Raw genomic sequence first — 14305 nt, forward strand, 5'->3', positions numbered from 1 at the left:
CGTGCATCAACCGCCAATCAGGCCCGCGCGCCAATCAACACAACCACCCCACCCCATTGCCGCACCTTGATCGGCAGGCTCTGCTCGAGGGCCTCGAGGGTCTGCCGCGCATCATCCAGGGGAAAGCGCCCGGTCACGCGCAGACCGGCTACAGCGGCGTCCAGGCGCACGATGCCGTTGCGATACGGGCGAATTGCGTCGACCACGCTGGCCAGGGTCTGGTTGCGCACCACCAGCCAGCCGTCAAGCCAGGCGGTATCGGTGGCGGCCATGGGCACCTGGGTGAGGATGCGCTGGTGATCGAACAGCGTGCTCTGGTGCATCGCCACGCGCTGCTGCGTGCCGCCTTCGAAGTGCAACACCGCGTCGGCATCCAGGGTCACCAGGCGTATCGCAGCGCCCTGCTCGCTCAGCATCAGGCGGCCAGTGCTGGCGCTGATGCGGCCGGCGCGGGTGTCGACCTGCAGCGGGCGCAGCACATTCACCAGCATTTCCCCGGCGCGCAGCTCGAGGCTGCGCGGCTCCCCCTTCAGCGTGGCGAGCACCTGGCTGCGCGCATTCAACTTGAGTGTGCTGCCATCCGCCAGGTGCCAGGTGCGACGCTCGGCGGTACCCGTGGCATAGGACTGCCCCGCGTCGTCGAAACGCGAGACCCAGCCCGCGCCCGCCGCCAGGCCTACCGCACACAGGCTGGTACGCAGGAACGAACGCCGGCTGCTCGGCTGCTCCAGGCTGCGCAACAGCTGCGCGCTGGAGCGTCCACGCCACGGCGAGGCCTTGAGTTGGTCGAGGCCGGCGATCAATTGCGCGTACACCTGGCGATGGTGCGCCGAGGTACTGCGCCATTCATCCAGCGCTTCTTGCTGCGCGGGGCTGAAGTCGCCGGACTGGATTTGCACCAGCCAGCCGATGGCCTCTTCGGCCACCGGGTCGTTCAACGGGTGTTTGCTCACTCACTCAACCCCAGGTAACAGGCTCGCAGGGCCTGGGTCATCAATTGGTGGATGCGCCCCAGGGACAGGCCCAGCCGGTCACTGATCTGTGTATAGGTCATGCCGTCCAGCTGGCTGTGTACGAACACCGCCTTGGCCTGCCCCGAGAGGCCATCGAGCAGCCGGTCGATGGCCAGCAGGCTCTCGATCAGGATCAACTGTTCCTGCGGCGACGGATGCACGTGTTCGGGCACCTCGGCGAGGATCTGCAGGTACGCCCTCTCCAGGTCACGACGGCGCCAGCTCTCGTACATCAGGCGCTGGGCGATGGTGGTCAGCAGCGCGCGCGGTTCGCGGATCGCAGTGGGATCGGGCAGCATCCACACCTTGAGGAACGTCTCGGCGGCGATATCCTCGGCGCTGTGGCTGCAGCCGGTGCGGTAGGACAACCGCGCGCACAACCAGCTGTAGTGCTGCTGGAAAATCTGGCCGATGAGACGGGTCTTGAGCAAAGCATTCGGGTCCATAGGTCCATAATCTTCATGGACTGCACACGCCAGCGGACAAGTGGTGGTGGGCCTGTCGGTTTGAGGTAGACCTGCATCCGGGCAGGTGAATCCAGTTTGCCCCAGTGGGCATCACCAGATAAAAGAATAAAAAAAGCCATCAAACTGCATTTTTTGCATAACCCTGGAGAACCTTCCAGGCACGCAAAATCACCGCCCGCAACCATCGCGGGCAGTGTGAAACTGCGCTTACTGGGCGGCCAGTTGCGCCTCGCTACGCTCCTGTTCACGCAGTGGCCGTACCAGCCAGGTCACCACCACCGTCAACACCAGCAGGATCAGCGCCGACACCCACAGCACGCCGTGGAAGGCACTGTCATAGCCGCCGATAAACAGGCTGTGCACGGTGCTAGCCTGCTCTGTGCCCAGCGCCTGCAGCGAACCGGTCAGGTTGCCGGCGGCAACCTCGTCGATCCAGCGTTGCAGGGTGCCGGGGTCCGGTGCCAGGCGGCTCAAGGTGGCGCGCAATTGGCTGTCGAGCAAGGTCGCCAGGAGCGAGCCGTACAGGGCCACGGCAATCGCCTCACTGCCCAGGCGGAACGTGTTGAGCAACCCGGCGGCCATCCCGGCCTTTTGCTCCGGGACGGTCTTCAGCGCCAGCCCATCCACCAGCCCCGCCGACAGGCCCATGCCGATACCCACCAGCAGCAAGGGCAGCGCCAATTGCCACAGCGCCACCCCCACCTGGCTGACCAGCGCCAGCACGACCACGCCGACCAGCAAGGCAATCAGGCTGGCCTTGAGGATGCCAATCGCCGACACCCCGCGCGCCGCCCACTTGCCGGCCAGGATCGGGCAAAACAGCATCGGTACCGTGAGCAGCAACATCGCCAGGCCGGCGTGGGTCGCGCTCAGTTGCAGCACGCCGAACAGGTAGCTCGGCAGGTAGGTCAGCAACGTCACGAAGCCGAATGACGCGGCGACCGTCACCAGCGCCAGGCCGACAAAGGGCCCGCGCGCCAGCAGCGACAGGTCGAGCATCGGCTGGCGATGACGCCGCTCCTGCCAGGTGAATACCGCCAGCAACACCGCCGCCACGGCCACCAGGCCGAGTACGCCCTGGCTGCTCCAGCCCCATTGCGAGCCCTGCACGATGGCAACCATCAGCGCCAGCAGCGCCAGCACGAACAGCGTCGCCCCCGGCACATCGAAGCGCGCGGTGCGCTCAGCCAATGCCCCGTCGCGGGTAATCAGCGGGCTCCCCAACAGGACAATCACCAGGGTCACCGCATGCGCCCAGAAAATCGCGCGCCAGCCGACACTGTCCAGCAACAGGCCGGACAAGGTCGGCCCCAGGCTGACGCCCAGCCCCGCCACCGTGCCGAACAAGGCAAATGCGCGCAGCCGCGCCGGGCCGCTGAAGTGGGTGGACAAAATAGCGATGCCGCAGGAGAAAATCGCCGCCGCGCCGATGCCCGCCAGCCCCCGTGCCGCGTCCAGCAGCCAGGCACTCTCGGCCACCGCAGACAGCACCGAAGCGACCACGTACAGCGACGCACCGGCGACGAAGCAGCGCTTGCGTCCGAGCCGATCCGCCAGCGCGCCCCAGGCCAGGGTGAAGCAGGCAAACGCCAGGTTGAAGGCGTTGACCACCCATTGCAGGCTGGTCAGCGGCGCCTGGATATCCGCGCCGATGGCCGGCAGCGCGAGGGCCGTGCCGGAAATGGAACTGGGCACGACAAATATCGCCAGCAGGATGATGCTCAGTAGCGCCGTATCGGCAAAGGTCGTTTTCATGGGTCCTTCCAGGTCAGGTTGAAGTAAAGCCGAGCACCGGTAAACGGGCCGGACGGCGCAGGATGATGCCGTCGATCCAGGGCACCTGGTCCGCCGGCACCGCCAGGCGCAGGTTGGGAAAGCGTTGCACGAGGATCTGCAATACCGTGGTGATTTCCAGCCGGGCGAGTGCCGCGCCCATGCAGTTGTGCATGCCATAGCCGAACTGCAAATGCCGCGCGCCCTTGCGGTCCAGGCGAATCGCCAGCGGCTCGGGGAATGCCGCCGGATCGCGGTTGGCAGCAAACGCATCGGCGTAAATGATGCTGCCCTCGGGGATCAGCCCCCACGGCCCTTCCAGGTCGACACTGGCCAGGCGCGGAAAGGTCGAGATAGTGCCCAGCGGAATCAGCCGCAGCAGTTCTTCGACGGCCTCCGGAATCAGCCTCGGGTCCTCCACCAATTGCTGCCACAGCTGGGGAGCAGCCAGCAAGGTGTACACCGACTTGGTCAGCACGGTGAGGATGTTCTGGTCGCCGCCGATCAACACACCGAGCAGGATGCCCACCAGTTCCTTGTCGTTGAGCGGCGGTTCGCTGTCGGCACGGCTGGCGACGAAACGCTGGATCAACCCATCGGGATAGGTTGGCCGCGCGCCGGTGACCAGGTCGGTCAGGTAGTTGTAGACGCCCCAGAACTGGTTCAGCAGCTCCGGCACATCCGCGTCCGACGCCACCTGCACGGTATGGCTGAGGGGCCGGTAGTACTCGCGATCGCTCAAGGGAATGCCGAGCAACTGGCAATCCACCGTCGCGGGAATGTAGTCGAGCACCTGGGCAAACAGGTCGGCACCGGGCGCCTGGCGTTGCAGCACATCCAGGCGTTCGTGGGTGGTTTGCTCGACCTTCTCACGCAGCACCGCCACGCCGCTCGGGCTGAAGTCGCGGGCGACCACTTTGCGCAGGCGGCCGTGGTCGGGAATGTCATTGTTGAGCAGCAGTTCTGGCGGCGTAATAGTCGGCAAAAAGCTCGCGCCGTCTTCTTCGTTGCACGGGGCACGAATCGCGCGGTTATCCAGCAACAGCGCCTGCACGTGTTCATAACGGGTCAGGTGAAAGGCCAGGTGGCCGCTGGGCAGCAGGATCCTCGGCAGACCATTGGCGGGGCTGGCAGGTTGATAAGCCGGCGGCGCATCCAGGTGCGGGATGCGCGCCACGGTCACTTCAGGTGTGGCGGTCACGGCGATATTCATCAGGCAGGCTCCACGGCAGGTTGCAACAGGCTCACACCGGTGACGCGCTGCAGTTGCGCGAGGGCCTGGTGGTTGTCGGTGAAGTGCAGCACTTGCCAGCCCAACGCTGCAGCGGCGTGAATATTTTCCGCCACGTCATCGATCAACAGGCTGTGCTGCGGCGCCACGCCCGAACGTGCGGTGGCCACCTCAAAAAACGCCGTGTCCGGCTTGCGGGTGCGCTCCTGGCTGGAGTCGACGATCAGGTCCACGACCTCATCCAGGCCGACCATCGCGCGCCAATGCAGCGACCACTCGACCACGTTGTTGGTGAGAATACCGACGCGAAAACCGCTACGTTTCAACGCGCGCACGGCGGCCACCAGTGGCGCATTCGCGGGCACCCCGGCGAACCATTGCTCGCCGAAGCCTTGCAGGCGCGCACGCGACAGGTCGATCTGCGGATCGCGGCGACGCAGCGCCTGCTCCAGCCGTGCGCCCCACTCGCGCTCGGTCAGCAAGGCGTTCTCCACCGGTGCGAGCATCGGCACGCCCAACTCGTCCGCCACGTCGCTCATGGCCTGCTGCAACACGCGCGGGGCCAGGCCGGTCTTGAGCTGGTACTGCTCGAACAATGCAGGGATCGGCGGCGACAGCACGCCGCCGAAATCGAACCAGATAAACTCCGGCGCGCTCATCGCACACCCCCTGCCACCAGGGCCAAGGGCTGGCTGGCCGCCACCGGCAGCAACTCCAGCTCGGCGGTGGCAATCACCACGCCGTCCTGCTCGACATCCAGCGCGAGGGTGATCTGGCCGTGTTCATCACGGGACAAGGAGGCGAGATCTGCACGCACTCGCGTCGGCAGACCGAACTCGCCGAACCGCGTGAACACCACATGGCAGCGCGACAGCAACAGTTGCTCGGGGGCGACCTGCAGTTGCCGGTCAGCCGCCACCAGCGCGACCTGGCGAAAGCCTTCGAGCAACAGCATGCCGGGGATATGGTCCAGCGGATGGTCGAAGATCGCCGGGTTGTTGAGGTCGACGATCAGCGGCGCGACCAGGCTCTCGGCGCCCTGCTCCAGGTCCCGGCCGAGCACCACGTTATTCAACCAGTGGCGCCCCACTGCCGAGGGGCTCAAGGGCGGCGGCAGTTGTGCCAATGGGTCGGCGTCCAACGGAATGGCCGCCAGTCCACGAGCACGCATCTTGTTCCAGGCCGCGCCGCTCATCCAGCGAATGCTCATGCGTTCGTGGCGCGCGGCGACTTCGCCATTGATGCTCAGCGACATGTTGAGGGTGACGCCGCTGCGCTCGCCATGGCGCAGGTATTCATCCACGACATACACGTCGATCGAGGCTGACGCCGGGCGATCGCCGACCACCAGCAAATGCCGTTCGGTCACGCGAGTGACACTGTCCAGGTAAATAAACTTGTCCTGGGCATTCACTTGCAGAAACGCGTGAGAGATATAAATCGACGCCTGCCGGAACACTTCAAGCAATAACAACATGTCGTAGTGCGCGGCACGGTGCGTATGTTCACTGAAGTAACTGTGGGTGCGCGGTAATTGCGCACTGCAGCGAAAGTGTCCGTCCTTGATGCGTTCGGCGCCGGTCAGGAATACTTCGCTGACGGCGGCACGGTGCACCATGCTGCGCGGAACGGTGTTTTCGCAATGCAGGCTCGGCACCGAGCCAAGCGGGTTCAAAACTGATACGTCAGACATGGGCATCTGTCTCCTGATGAGCTTTTCCGTAAGCGTGCAGACCGCCGTACATGTTCACATCGGTGAACTTTGTATGCTGTGCGCGGACAACCCGATCTGGCTGTCAGTACCCTTGTGCGAATACTCCCTTATATTTTCAGTGCGCACTTAGATCAGTTTGATCGAAGCTTATACGCACAACAAAATCATCTAGACACCCAACTAATCGTTCTAACTTAGTGGTGAAAATCCGCCCGCGAAGTTGCTCAAGGTCGTAAAGAACATCACGACCCGGAGCAGATTTGCATGTTGAAAACAGGATTCACCCTGGCGCCGCTGGCCTGCGCATTGGCCCTCGGCGGGCTGACGCTGCCGACCCTGGCGTTGGCTCAAAACGAGGCGACGTCGGTACAGACGGTGATTGATTTCAATATCCCCGCAGGGCCGCTGGATGAGGTGCTGCTGAGCATCTCCCAGCAAAGCGGCCATCCGATTGCGTTTGACCCGCCGCTGGTAGAAGGCCGCGCCAGCCGCTCGATCCAGGGCCGCTTGAGCCAGGAACAGGCGCTGGGCATTGCCTTGAGCGGCTCCCAGTTGGGCTTCAGCCAGACCGCCAGCGGTGCGGTGTTGATCCACCGACTGGCCAGCACCGCCGCCCCCGCTGCCGCCATCAACAGCGAGCCGCAGGCACCGCGATTGAAATCGGTCGAAGTGATCGGCACCCGCCGCAGCGACGTCACTGCCCTGCAAAGCGCGGCGCCGGTGGATGTGATCAGCAGCGAACAGCTGGAACGCGCCGGCACCGATAACCTCGCCAAGGCCCTGGAAACCCTGGTGCCGTCGGTGAACTACCCGCAAGTCAACGGCACCGACGGCGTGTCGTCACAGCGGCCGGTGTCGTTGCGCGGGCTGGCGGCCGACCAGGTGCTGGTGCTGGTCAATGGCAAGCGTCGGCATGCCTCGGCCTTCGTCAACACCAAGGCTACCCTGGGCCGTGGCTCCCAGGCGGTTGACCTGTCGACGATTCCGGTCAGCGCGGTCGACCATATCGAAGTGCTGCGCGACGGCGCCTCGGCGCAGTACGGCTCGGACGCGATTGCCGGGGTGATCAACATCGTGCTCAAGGAGCAGGACCACGGCGGCGCGGTGCAGAGCACTTTTGGCCAGTACACCAAGGGCGATGGCTTTCGTCGCTCGGTAGGCGGCTGGACCGGCTTCACCTTGCCTGGCGACGGTTTCCTGACCCTCAGCGGCGAAGGCCTGCGCAGCGAGCGCACCTCCACCGGCGGCACCGATGGTCGGCAGTTCTACCCCTCCGGCGATGCCCGCGAAGCGGATGCCGACCGTCACTGGCGCTACGGTTCCCCGGGCCTTGAGGACTGGAACCTGGCGCTGAACAGCGGCCTGTCACTCAACGACGCAGTCGACCTGTACGGCTTTGCCACCTACCAGGACCGCACCGGTGAATCCCAGGCGACTTTTCGCCGCCCGATTGACCCCAACAACCTGGTGGCCGTGTACCCCAACGGTTTCCTGCCACTGCTGGATGTGCGCTCGCGGGATGCCTCGGTCACCGGCGGCGTGAAGATCCGCGATGAACAGCTCGGCAGCTTCGACCTCAGCGCCAACTACGGGCGCAACCGCATCGACTATCACCTCAGCGATTCGCTGAATGCCAGCCTTGGCCCCGCCAGCCCGACGAGCTTCAACGCCGGGGCGCTGGTGAATGAGCAGACCAACGTCGGCCTTGATCACGTCAAGGAATTCAAGGTCGGCTGGGGCGCCGGCCCCCTGGTGTTTTCCAGTGGCCTGGCCTGGCGCAACGAGTCCTATGAAGTGATCGCCGGCGACCTCGCCTCCTGGACCCACGGCACGGCCCTGCCCGCCCGCGCGGGTGGCGCCCAGGGTTTCCCTGGCACCCAGGACAGCGACGAAGGCAGCTATGCCCGCCACGTGTTCGGCGGCTACCTGGGCCTGGAGCAGCAGGTCACCGAAAAGCTGCAACTGGGCCTGGCCGGACGCAGCGAGCACTACGACGATTTCGGCACCACCACGACCGGCAAGTTTTCCGCGCGTTATGACTTCACCCCGCAGTGGGGCCTGCGCTCGACCCTGAGCAGCGGCTACCGTGCGCCGACCCTCGGGCAGATCGGCACCTCGGCGACCCAGACCGAATTCAAGGCCGGCGACCCGACCGCCTACCAGGTCGGCACCGTCAGCGTGAACACGCCCGTGGCGCGGGCCTTGGGCGCAACTGACCTGAAGCCGGAAAAATCCACCAGCCTGTCCCTCGGCGTGGTCTGGCAACCGATTGAGCGCGCCAGCGTCAGCGTCGATGCGTACCACATCCGCATCAAGGACCGCATCGCCCTGTCGGAAACCCTCAGCGGCACCCAGGTCAGCCAGATTCTCGCCAACCAAGGCTACGGCAATTACTCCGGGGTGAGCTTTTTCACCAATGCGCTGGACACCAAGACCAGCGGCGTCGACGTCGCTGCCCACTATCGCCTGGACCTGGCCGATGCCAGCCAGTTGACCCTCAACGGCGCCTTCAACTACAGCAAGACCCAGGTCACCGACATCAAGGACAACCCCGGCCCCCTGGCCGGCACCGGCATCACCCTGATCAATCGTGAAGCCTTGAGCTACGTGGAAAGCGCCTCGCCCAACAGCAAGCTGATCCTCGGTGCCGACTGGCGCAAGGGGGGGTGGCAGGCAAGCTGGAACACCATTCGCTACGGCACCTACACCCTCGACTCCAACCTCGGCGAAGCCCGCGACCAGACCTTTTCGGCGCAATGGGTGAGCAACGCCAGCGTGTCCTACGACATCAGCCAGGCACTCACCCTGACCCTGGGCGGCAACAATATTTTCGACAGCTACCCGGACAAGATCGACGTCGCCAACCGCTTTGTCGGCGGGCGCGTGGCCTACCAGAGCATCTCGCCGGCCGGTGCCGAAGGCGCCTTCTACTACGTGAAAGCCGACTACCGCTTCTGACCCTCACAAGGAGTTCCCGATGAGCTTTGACCCTGTGCGTTTTACCCAAGTATTCGAACACGAATTTGCCCTGGCCAAGCAGTTGCTGATCAAGCACCAGGCGCTGTCGAGCAACGAAGCGGGCAACATCAGCCTGCGCATTCCTGGCGAGGAGCGGCTGGTGATCGCCTCGCTCAGCGGCGCCGACAGTGGCGTGGCGGCCATCGTCGATTTCGACCTGCGCCACAGCCAGGGCAGCCTCACCGACAACCTCCAGGAAGTTGCCGCGCTGCATGTGGCGATCTACCGCGAGCGCCCGCAAGTCAATGCGGTGATCCACACCCACTCGCCGTACCTCACCGCCTTCGCTATCGCCGGGCGCCCGCTGCGTGCCCACGCCGCACAGCTGCTGGGGATCCTGGCGGAAGACGAGGAAATCCCGCTGACCGCCTGGGGCCCGCGTTATGCGCCGGAGCCGGTAGTCGCGGCGCTGCGTGAGCATCTCCACGCGCCGGCGGCGTTGCTGGCCAATCATGGGCCGTTTGCCTGGTCGGAGCGTGATGTGCTCGCGGCGACGCGCTTGCTGGTGAACCTTGAAGAAGCCGCCTACCTGACCTTCCTGGCCCAGCAACTCGGCACGCCGCAGCCCTTCCCCAGCGGCGCGGCGCAGCGTTCGCGGCTGGGCTGGAGTGCGACATGAGCCGGACGGTCGCCGCCCTCGCGCTCCTGGCAGTGTTCGCCGTGCCCGCCCATGCCGAGCCCCTGCTGGAACGTGCGCAATCGCGCGGCACGCTGAACGTCTGCACCAGTGACGAATTCCCGCCGTTCAAGACCCTGGACGCCCAAGGCAAACCCGCCGGCTTGATCATGGACCTGATCGTCGACCTGCAACAGCAGCTGTCCGCCGAGGTCGGCCAGCCGCTGAAGCTGCAACTGGTGCAGGTCAACCCGTTGAACCGTTTGCTGTTCCTCGACCAGGGGCGTTGCGAAGTGCTGGTCACTTCGTTGCTCGACACCCCGGCGCGGCGGCGTGAAGTGGACTTTGCCAGCCCGGGTTTCTACAGCTCGGCCGCCACGGTATTCGCGCCGAAAAGCACCGCCGTGCCGGACTGGCAAAGCCTGCGCGGCAAAACCCTGTGCGCACCCGCCACCAGTGTGTGGGTACGCCCCTTTGAAAGCCGCTATGGCGTGCAATTCGCCTCGTTCAACGGCACCGCCGAAGTGCGCAAGGCCGTTGCCGACAGCCGTTGCCTCGGGGCGATGGGTGACGATGCGTTGTACAGCGCCCTGGCGCGCCAGCCGGAATGGGCCGATTACGAAGTCAAGTTGCCAGGCCAGGACCCGGCGCCCTGGGGCATCGCCCTGCGCAAGGGCCAGCCGGCGCTGCTGGCGGCCGTGTCAGGCATCGTCGAAGGCTGGCATGCCCACGGCGTGATCATCGACCTGGAACAGCGTTACGGCCTGGCCCCCAATGCCTGGGTCGCGCAGCAGCATGCACGGGCCAGCCATGAGTGAAATCAATCTGCGCCTGTGGCTGGAACAGCATGGGCTGTCGCTGAGCATCCTGTGGGACCCGATGGACCGCCAGCGCTTCCTGCTCGGCCTGGGGCTGACCCTGTTGTTGTCGGTGGCAAGTATCGCGCTGTCGCTGGTCATGGGAATCCTCGGCGCAGCCGGACTGGGTTCGCGCCGCCCGCTGTGGCGTCACCTGAGTGCGGCGTACATCGCGTTGTTTCGCAATACGCCGCTGTTGGTGCAGCTGTTCTTTTTCTACTTTGGCGTCGGCGCATTGTTGCCGCTGGTGGACGGCGCCAGTGTGCGCCTGCTCAATGGCACGCAGTGGGCAATCATCGTGATTGCCCTGCACAGCGGCGCATTCCAGGCCGAAAACCTGCGCGCCGGCATCGACACGGTGCCGCGCGCCACCCTTGACGCGGCCGCCGCCCTGGGCCTGCACGGGCGCACGGTGTTGCGCCATATCGTGCTGCCGCTGGCCCTGCGCAACAGCCTGCCGGCGATGGGTAATACGGTGGTGCAAACCATCAAGTCGACCTCGATCGCCTACGCGATTGCGGTGCCGGAACTGCTCTATGCGAGCAACCGGATCTGGTCGGACAACTTCAACGTCGCGGAAATGATGCAGGTATTGCTGCTGGTCTGGCTGCTGTTGATCGGCCTCAGCAGTTGGCTGCTGCGTCGCCTCGAAGACTATCTGCGCCTGCCTGGCCAGGAGCTGCCCGATGCCGCCTGAATCGAGCCTTTTCCAACTGCTGTGGCAGTGGGCGCCGGCCCTGCTGCAAGGCTTTGGCCTGAATATCCTGATGGGCATCACCGCGATGCTGGTGGCGACGCTCGGCGGTGTGGCGCTCGGCAGCCTGCAGGTCAGCGCCCACCCCGGCCTGCGGCGTGGCGCCGGGCATCTGAGCCGCTTGCTGCGCAACCTGCCGTGGCTGGTGGTGATGTTCTACGTGGCCTACCTGCTGCCCTATGAAGTGCAGTGGGCCGGGCGTTGGTGGCAACTGCCGGACTGGCTCAAGGTCGCGTTGGGCCTGGCCATGCCTGCCATCGGCTACGTCTCGGAGATCGTGCGCGGCGCCGTGCGTGCAGTGCCGACCGGCCAATGGGAAGCCGCCCAGGCCCTGGGCATGCGCCACGGCCAGGCGCTGCGTCACGTGATCATCCCGCAGACACTGCCGAGCCTGGTGGCGCCGTGGATGAACCTGTATTGCGCGGTGACCATGTCCACCTCCCTCGCCAACCTGCTGGGGGTGGAAGAGTTGATGACCACCGTGCAGTCGCACCTCTCGACCCAGCTGCGCAACGACCTGCTGCTGCCCGCCTACGGCTTGGTGTTCATCGCGTTCTTTATCTACATCTACCCCCTTTCACGCTGGGCCAAGCGGCTGGAACGCGCATGAGCCCCTCCTGGAGTACGCCCCCCTTGCGCGACGATACCCGCCTGACTCACCTGGGCCGCGATCCGGCCAGCCACGCCGGCACCGTCAACACCCCGGTGTACCGCAGCTCGACTTTTATCTGGCCCGACACCGGCACCCTCGAAAACCACCTGCAACAGGCCGACGACCCGCACTATCGCGGGCACATCTACGGCCGTAACGGCAACCCCACCACCGCCGCCTTCGAAGACGCCGTGGCACAGCTGGAAGGCGGCTTTCGCGGGCTGATCATGCCCAGTGGGCTGGCGGCGATTGTCGGCGCGGTGCTGGCAGTGGCGCGGGCTGGCGACCATATCCTGGTGACCGACAACTGCTACTGGCATGCCCGCCAGGTGTTTGACCAGGTACTGCCGCGCTACGGCATCCAGGCCACCTATTTCGCGCCGATGCTCGGTGCCGACATCGCCGGTTTGCTGCGCCCCAACACCCGCCTGGTCTACGCCGAAGCACCCGGTTCCAGCACTTTCGAAGTGCAGGACATTCCCGCCCTCGCAGAAGCCGCGCATGCCCACGGCGCGCTGCTGATGCTCGACAATACCTGGGCCACGCCGCTGTTCTTCAAGGCGTTCGAGCACGGCGTGGACATCTCGATCCATGCCGCCACCAAGTACCTGGTAGGCCACAGCGACGCCATGCTCGGCGTGATCGTCACCACCGAAACGCTGTACGCGTCAGTGCGCGAAACCGTGCGCCAGCTCGGCTATATCGCCAGCGCCGACGATGCCTACCTCGGCCTGCGCGGCCTGCGCACCCTGGGTGTACGCCTGCGTCAGCACCAGCGTTCGGCACTGGCGGTCGCGCAGTGGTTGCAGCAGCGCCCCGAAGTCGCCCAGGTGCTGCACCCGGCCTTGCCCGAGGCCACCGGGCACGCGTTATTCAAGCGCGACTTTCTCGGCTCCACCGGGCTCTTCGGCGTGGTGCTCAAGCCCGTCTACGCGCCCCAGGCCAAGGCCTTTCTGGAAAGCCTGCAACTGTTCGCCATGGGCGCCAGCTGGGGCGGTTTCGAAAGCCTGATCCGCCCGCAACAACGCCACCCTTCCGCGCACATCGAACCCGGCGTGTTGCTGCGCCTGCATGTGGGCCTTGAAGCGGTCGAGGACTTGATCGCCGACCTGCAACAAGGCCTGGAACGCCTGAGTGTCACCCCACTTGCCTTGAGGAATCTGTCATGAGCCAAACATTGCCTACCCACTACAGCATTTGCCCGTTGTTGGTCGCGTCGAACATCGCCGTGGAATTCGGCTGGCTGGATGAGGAATACCAACGCGTCGGCGCCGAAGCCATCTATCTGCGTTCACTGCCGGAAAACCTTGGCTGGTTGCCGCACTTCACCCATGGCGAACAGCGGCTGATTCGCGACGGCGGTGCCGTGCCGGCCTTGTGGGCGCGCGCCGACCAGGCCGACACGCTCCTGGTCGCCACCACCGCCACGCAGCGCGCCGGGCAGATTCTGGTGCGCGCCGAGGGCCGCATCCGCCAGGTCGCCGACCTGTTCGGCAAGCGCATCGGGGTGCCGGTCAGCCGCAATAAGGCGCGGGTCGATGTGCTCAAGGCCCTGGCCGAACACGGCTTGTTCAATGCCCTGCAACTGGCGGGGCTGGAACCGTCGCAGGTGCGGCTGATCGAGCTTGAGGACGAAGGTGATCCGCAGACGTTGCAGCCGGCGATCCGGCCTTCGGCGTTCTGGTCGCAACTGCATGGGTTGCATGGCAAGCCTGGGCATGAAGTCCAGGCGCTGGCCGAAGGGCGTGTGGATGCGGTGCATGTGGCCGCCGGGCACGTGCCGGCGCTGTTGGCCAGCGGCGAATTCACCGTGATCGAGGACCTGGAGCGCTACCCGGACTGGACCTTGAAAAACCACAACGGCCCCTACGCCACCACCGTCAACCGCGCGTTTGCCGAAGAACACCCCGAGGTGGTCGTGGCATTCCTGCGCGCTGCAATCCGCGCCGGCCACTGGATCAACCAGCACCGCGATGCCGCCGCCGAGCTGTTCACGCGGGTGACCTTCCTGCCGGATGCCGGGTTTATCCGCCGCGCCATCGCCGAGCTGGATTTCGTGCCGCAACTGGCCGCGCAGAACCTCGCCGCCCTGGAGTTGAAAAAGGACTTCCTGGTGCAACGCGGCTTCCTGCAGAACGACTTCAGCGTGCACGAGTGGGCCCAGCCCGAGTTTCTCGCCAAGGCCCACGCCGGTTTTTGACGCCACCTCT

At 65.3% G+C, this 14305-nt stretch carries 13 protein-coding genes; 7 read left to right on the plus strand and 6 right to left on the minus strand.

Translation table 11 applies throughout. From position 1 onward, the window contains the following. Window positions 1-17: 17 nt before the first annotated feature. The 6 genes from AC07OJ_RS04570 to AC07OJ_RS04595 all read right to left on the minus strand — a co-directional run bounded on the left by AC07OJ_RS04570 (window position 18) and on the right by AC07OJ_RS04595 (window position 6177). Window positions 18-953, minus strand: coding sequence for a FecR family protein (locus AC07OJ_RS04570; protein ID WP_495094063.1), 936 nt, complete (start codon window positions 951-953; stop codon window positions 18-20). Next, a complete protein-coding gene (locus tag AC07OJ_RS04575) occupies window positions 950-1459 on the minus strand; it encodes a sigma-70 family RNA polymerase sigma factor (RefSeq protein WP_495094064.1) in 510 nt (169 codons plus the stop codon). The genes AC07OJ_RS04570 and AC07OJ_RS04575 overlap by 4 nt, the downstream gene beginning before the upstream one ends. A 228-nt stretch (window positions 1460-1687) precedes the next feature. After that, complete coding sequence (locus AC07OJ_RS04580; RefSeq protein ID WP_495094065.1) at window positions 1688-3235, minus strand: MFS transporter; 1548 nt, start codon at window positions 3233-3235, stop codon at window positions 1688-1690. 13 nt (window positions 3236-3248) lie between these two features. After that, window positions 3249-4466: a cytochrome P450 gene (locus tag AC07OJ_RS04585; RefSeq protein WP_495094066.1), complete on the minus strand. Its 1218-nt coding sequence runs from the start codon at window positions 4464-4466 to the stop codon at window positions 3249-3251. Continuing rightward, complete coding sequence (locus tag AC07OJ_RS04590) at window positions 4466-5143, minus strand: HAD family hydrolase (RefSeq protein ID WP_262133495.1); 678 nt, start codon at window positions 5141-5143, stop codon at window positions 4466-4468. The genes AC07OJ_RS04585 and AC07OJ_RS04590 overlap by 1 nt, the downstream gene beginning before the upstream one ends. Continuing rightward, on the minus strand, window positions 5140-6177 hold the full coding sequence (locus tag AC07OJ_RS04595; RefSeq protein ID WP_177410334.1) for a ScbA/BarX family gamma-butyrolactone biosynthesis protein: 1038 nt from the start codon (window positions 6175-6177) through the stop codon (window positions 5140-5142). Before AC07OJ_RS04595 ends, AC07OJ_RS04590 begins: the two co-directional genes overlap by 4 nt. 285 nt (window positions 6178-6462) lie before the next feature. On the opposite strand from AC07OJ_RS04595, the gene AC07OJ_RS04600 reads away from it, so the two are divergent. From AC07OJ_RS04600 to AC07OJ_RS04630, 7 genes are read left to right on the plus strand one after another with little or no spacing between them, the layout of a single operon-like run. Continuing rightward, on the plus strand, window positions 6463-9156 hold the full coding sequence (locus AC07OJ_RS04600; protein WP_495094067.1) for a TonB-dependent receptor domain-containing protein: 2694 nt from the start codon (window positions 6463-6465) through the stop codon (window positions 9154-9156). Between the two features lie 19 nt (window positions 9157-9175). Continuing rightward, entirely contained in the window at window positions 9176-9835 is a 660-nt protein-coding gene (locus tag AC07OJ_RS04605; RefSeq protein ID WP_495094068.1) for a class II aldolase/adducin family protein, read from the plus strand. After that, window positions 9832-10650, plus strand: coding sequence for a transporter substrate-binding domain-containing protein (locus AC07OJ_RS04610; RefSeq protein WP_201144628.1), 819 nt, complete (start codon window positions 9832-9834; stop codon window positions 10648-10650). Before AC07OJ_RS04605 ends, AC07OJ_RS04610 begins: the two co-directional genes overlap by 4 nt. After that, on the plus strand, window positions 10643-11386 hold the full coding sequence (locus AC07OJ_RS04615; RefSeq protein WP_495094069.1) for an amino acid ABC transporter permease: 744 nt from the start codon (window positions 10643-10645) through the stop codon (window positions 11384-11386). Before AC07OJ_RS04610 ends, AC07OJ_RS04615 begins: the two co-directional genes overlap by 8 nt. Next, on the plus strand, window positions 11376-12053 hold the full coding sequence (locus AC07OJ_RS04620; RefSeq protein WP_065908310.1) for an amino acid ABC transporter permease: 678 nt from the start codon (window positions 11376-11378) through the stop codon (window positions 12051-12053). Before AC07OJ_RS04615 ends, AC07OJ_RS04620 begins: the two co-directional genes overlap by 11 nt. Then, window positions 12050-13264, plus strand: coding sequence for a cystathionine beta-lyase (metC, locus tag AC07OJ_RS04625; RefSeq protein ID WP_495094070.1), 1215 nt, complete (start codon window positions 12050-12052; stop codon window positions 13262-13264). Before AC07OJ_RS04620 ends, metC begins: the two co-directional genes overlap by 4 nt. Continuing rightward, window positions 13261-14295, plus strand: coding sequence for an ABC transporter substrate-binding protein (locus tag AC07OJ_RS04630; RefSeq protein ID WP_495094071.1), 1035 nt, complete (start codon window positions 13261-13263; stop codon window positions 14293-14295). The genes metC and AC07OJ_RS04630 overlap by 4 nt, the downstream gene beginning before the upstream one ends. The last annotated feature ends 10 nt before the right edge of the window (window positions 14296-14305 follow it).

The sequence above is a fragment of the Pseudomonas sp. GW821-FHT09C08 genome (assembly GCF_059418125.1).

What these genes read in the sequence shown, in the direction of transcription:
- AC07OJ_RS04575 (WP_495094064.1), bottom strand. Translation starts at nt 1,459, where the DNA reads ATGGACCCGAATGCTTTGCTCAAGACCCGTCTCATCGGCCAGATTTTC.
- AC07OJ_RS04580 (WP_495094065.1), bottom strand. Translation starts at nt 3,235, where the DNA reads ATGAAAACGACCTTTGCCGATACGGCGCTACTGAGCATCATCCTGCTG.
- AC07OJ_RS04585 (WP_495094066.1), bottom strand. Translation starts at nt 4,466, where the DNA reads ATGAATATCGCCGTGACCGCCACACCTGAAGTGACCGTGGCGCGCATC.
- AC07OJ_RS04590 (WP_262133495.1), bottom strand. Translation starts at nt 5,143, where the DNA reads ATGAGCGCGCCGGAGTTTATCTGGTTCGATTTCGGCGGCGTGCTGTCG.
- AC07OJ_RS04595 (WP_177410334.1), bottom strand. Translation starts at nt 6,177, where the DNA reads ATGTCTGACGTATCAGTTTTGAACCCGCTTGGCTCGGTGCCGAGCCTG.
- AC07OJ_RS04600 (WP_495094067.1), top strand. Translation starts at nt 6,463, where the DNA reads ATGTTGAAAACAGGATTCACCCTGGCGCCGCTGGCCTGCGCATTGGCC.
- AC07OJ_RS04605 (WP_495094068.1), top strand. Translation starts at nt 9,176, where the DNA reads ATGAGCTTTGACCCTGTGCGTTTTACCCAAGTATTCGAACACGAATTT.
- AC07OJ_RS04610 (WP_201144628.1), top strand. Translation starts at nt 9,832, where the DNA reads ATGAGCCGGACGGTCGCCGCCCTCGCGCTCCTGGCAGTGTTCGCCGTG.
- AC07OJ_RS04615 (WP_495094069.1), top strand. Translation starts at nt 10,643, where the DNA reads ATGAGTGAAATCAATCTGCGCCTGTGGCTGGAACAGCATGGGCTGTCG.
- AC07OJ_RS04620 (WP_065908310.1), top strand. Translation starts at nt 11,376, where the DNA reads ATGCCGCCTGAATCGAGCCTTTTCCAACTGCTGTGGCAGTGGGCGCCG.
- metC (WP_495094070.1), top strand. Translation starts at nt 12,050, where the DNA reads ATGAGCCCCTCCTGGAGTACGCCCCCCTTGCGCGACGATACCCGCCTG.
- AC07OJ_RS04630 (WP_495094071.1), top strand. Translation starts at nt 13,261, where the DNA reads ATGAGCCAAACATTGCCTACCCACTACAGCATTTGCCCGTTGTTGGTC.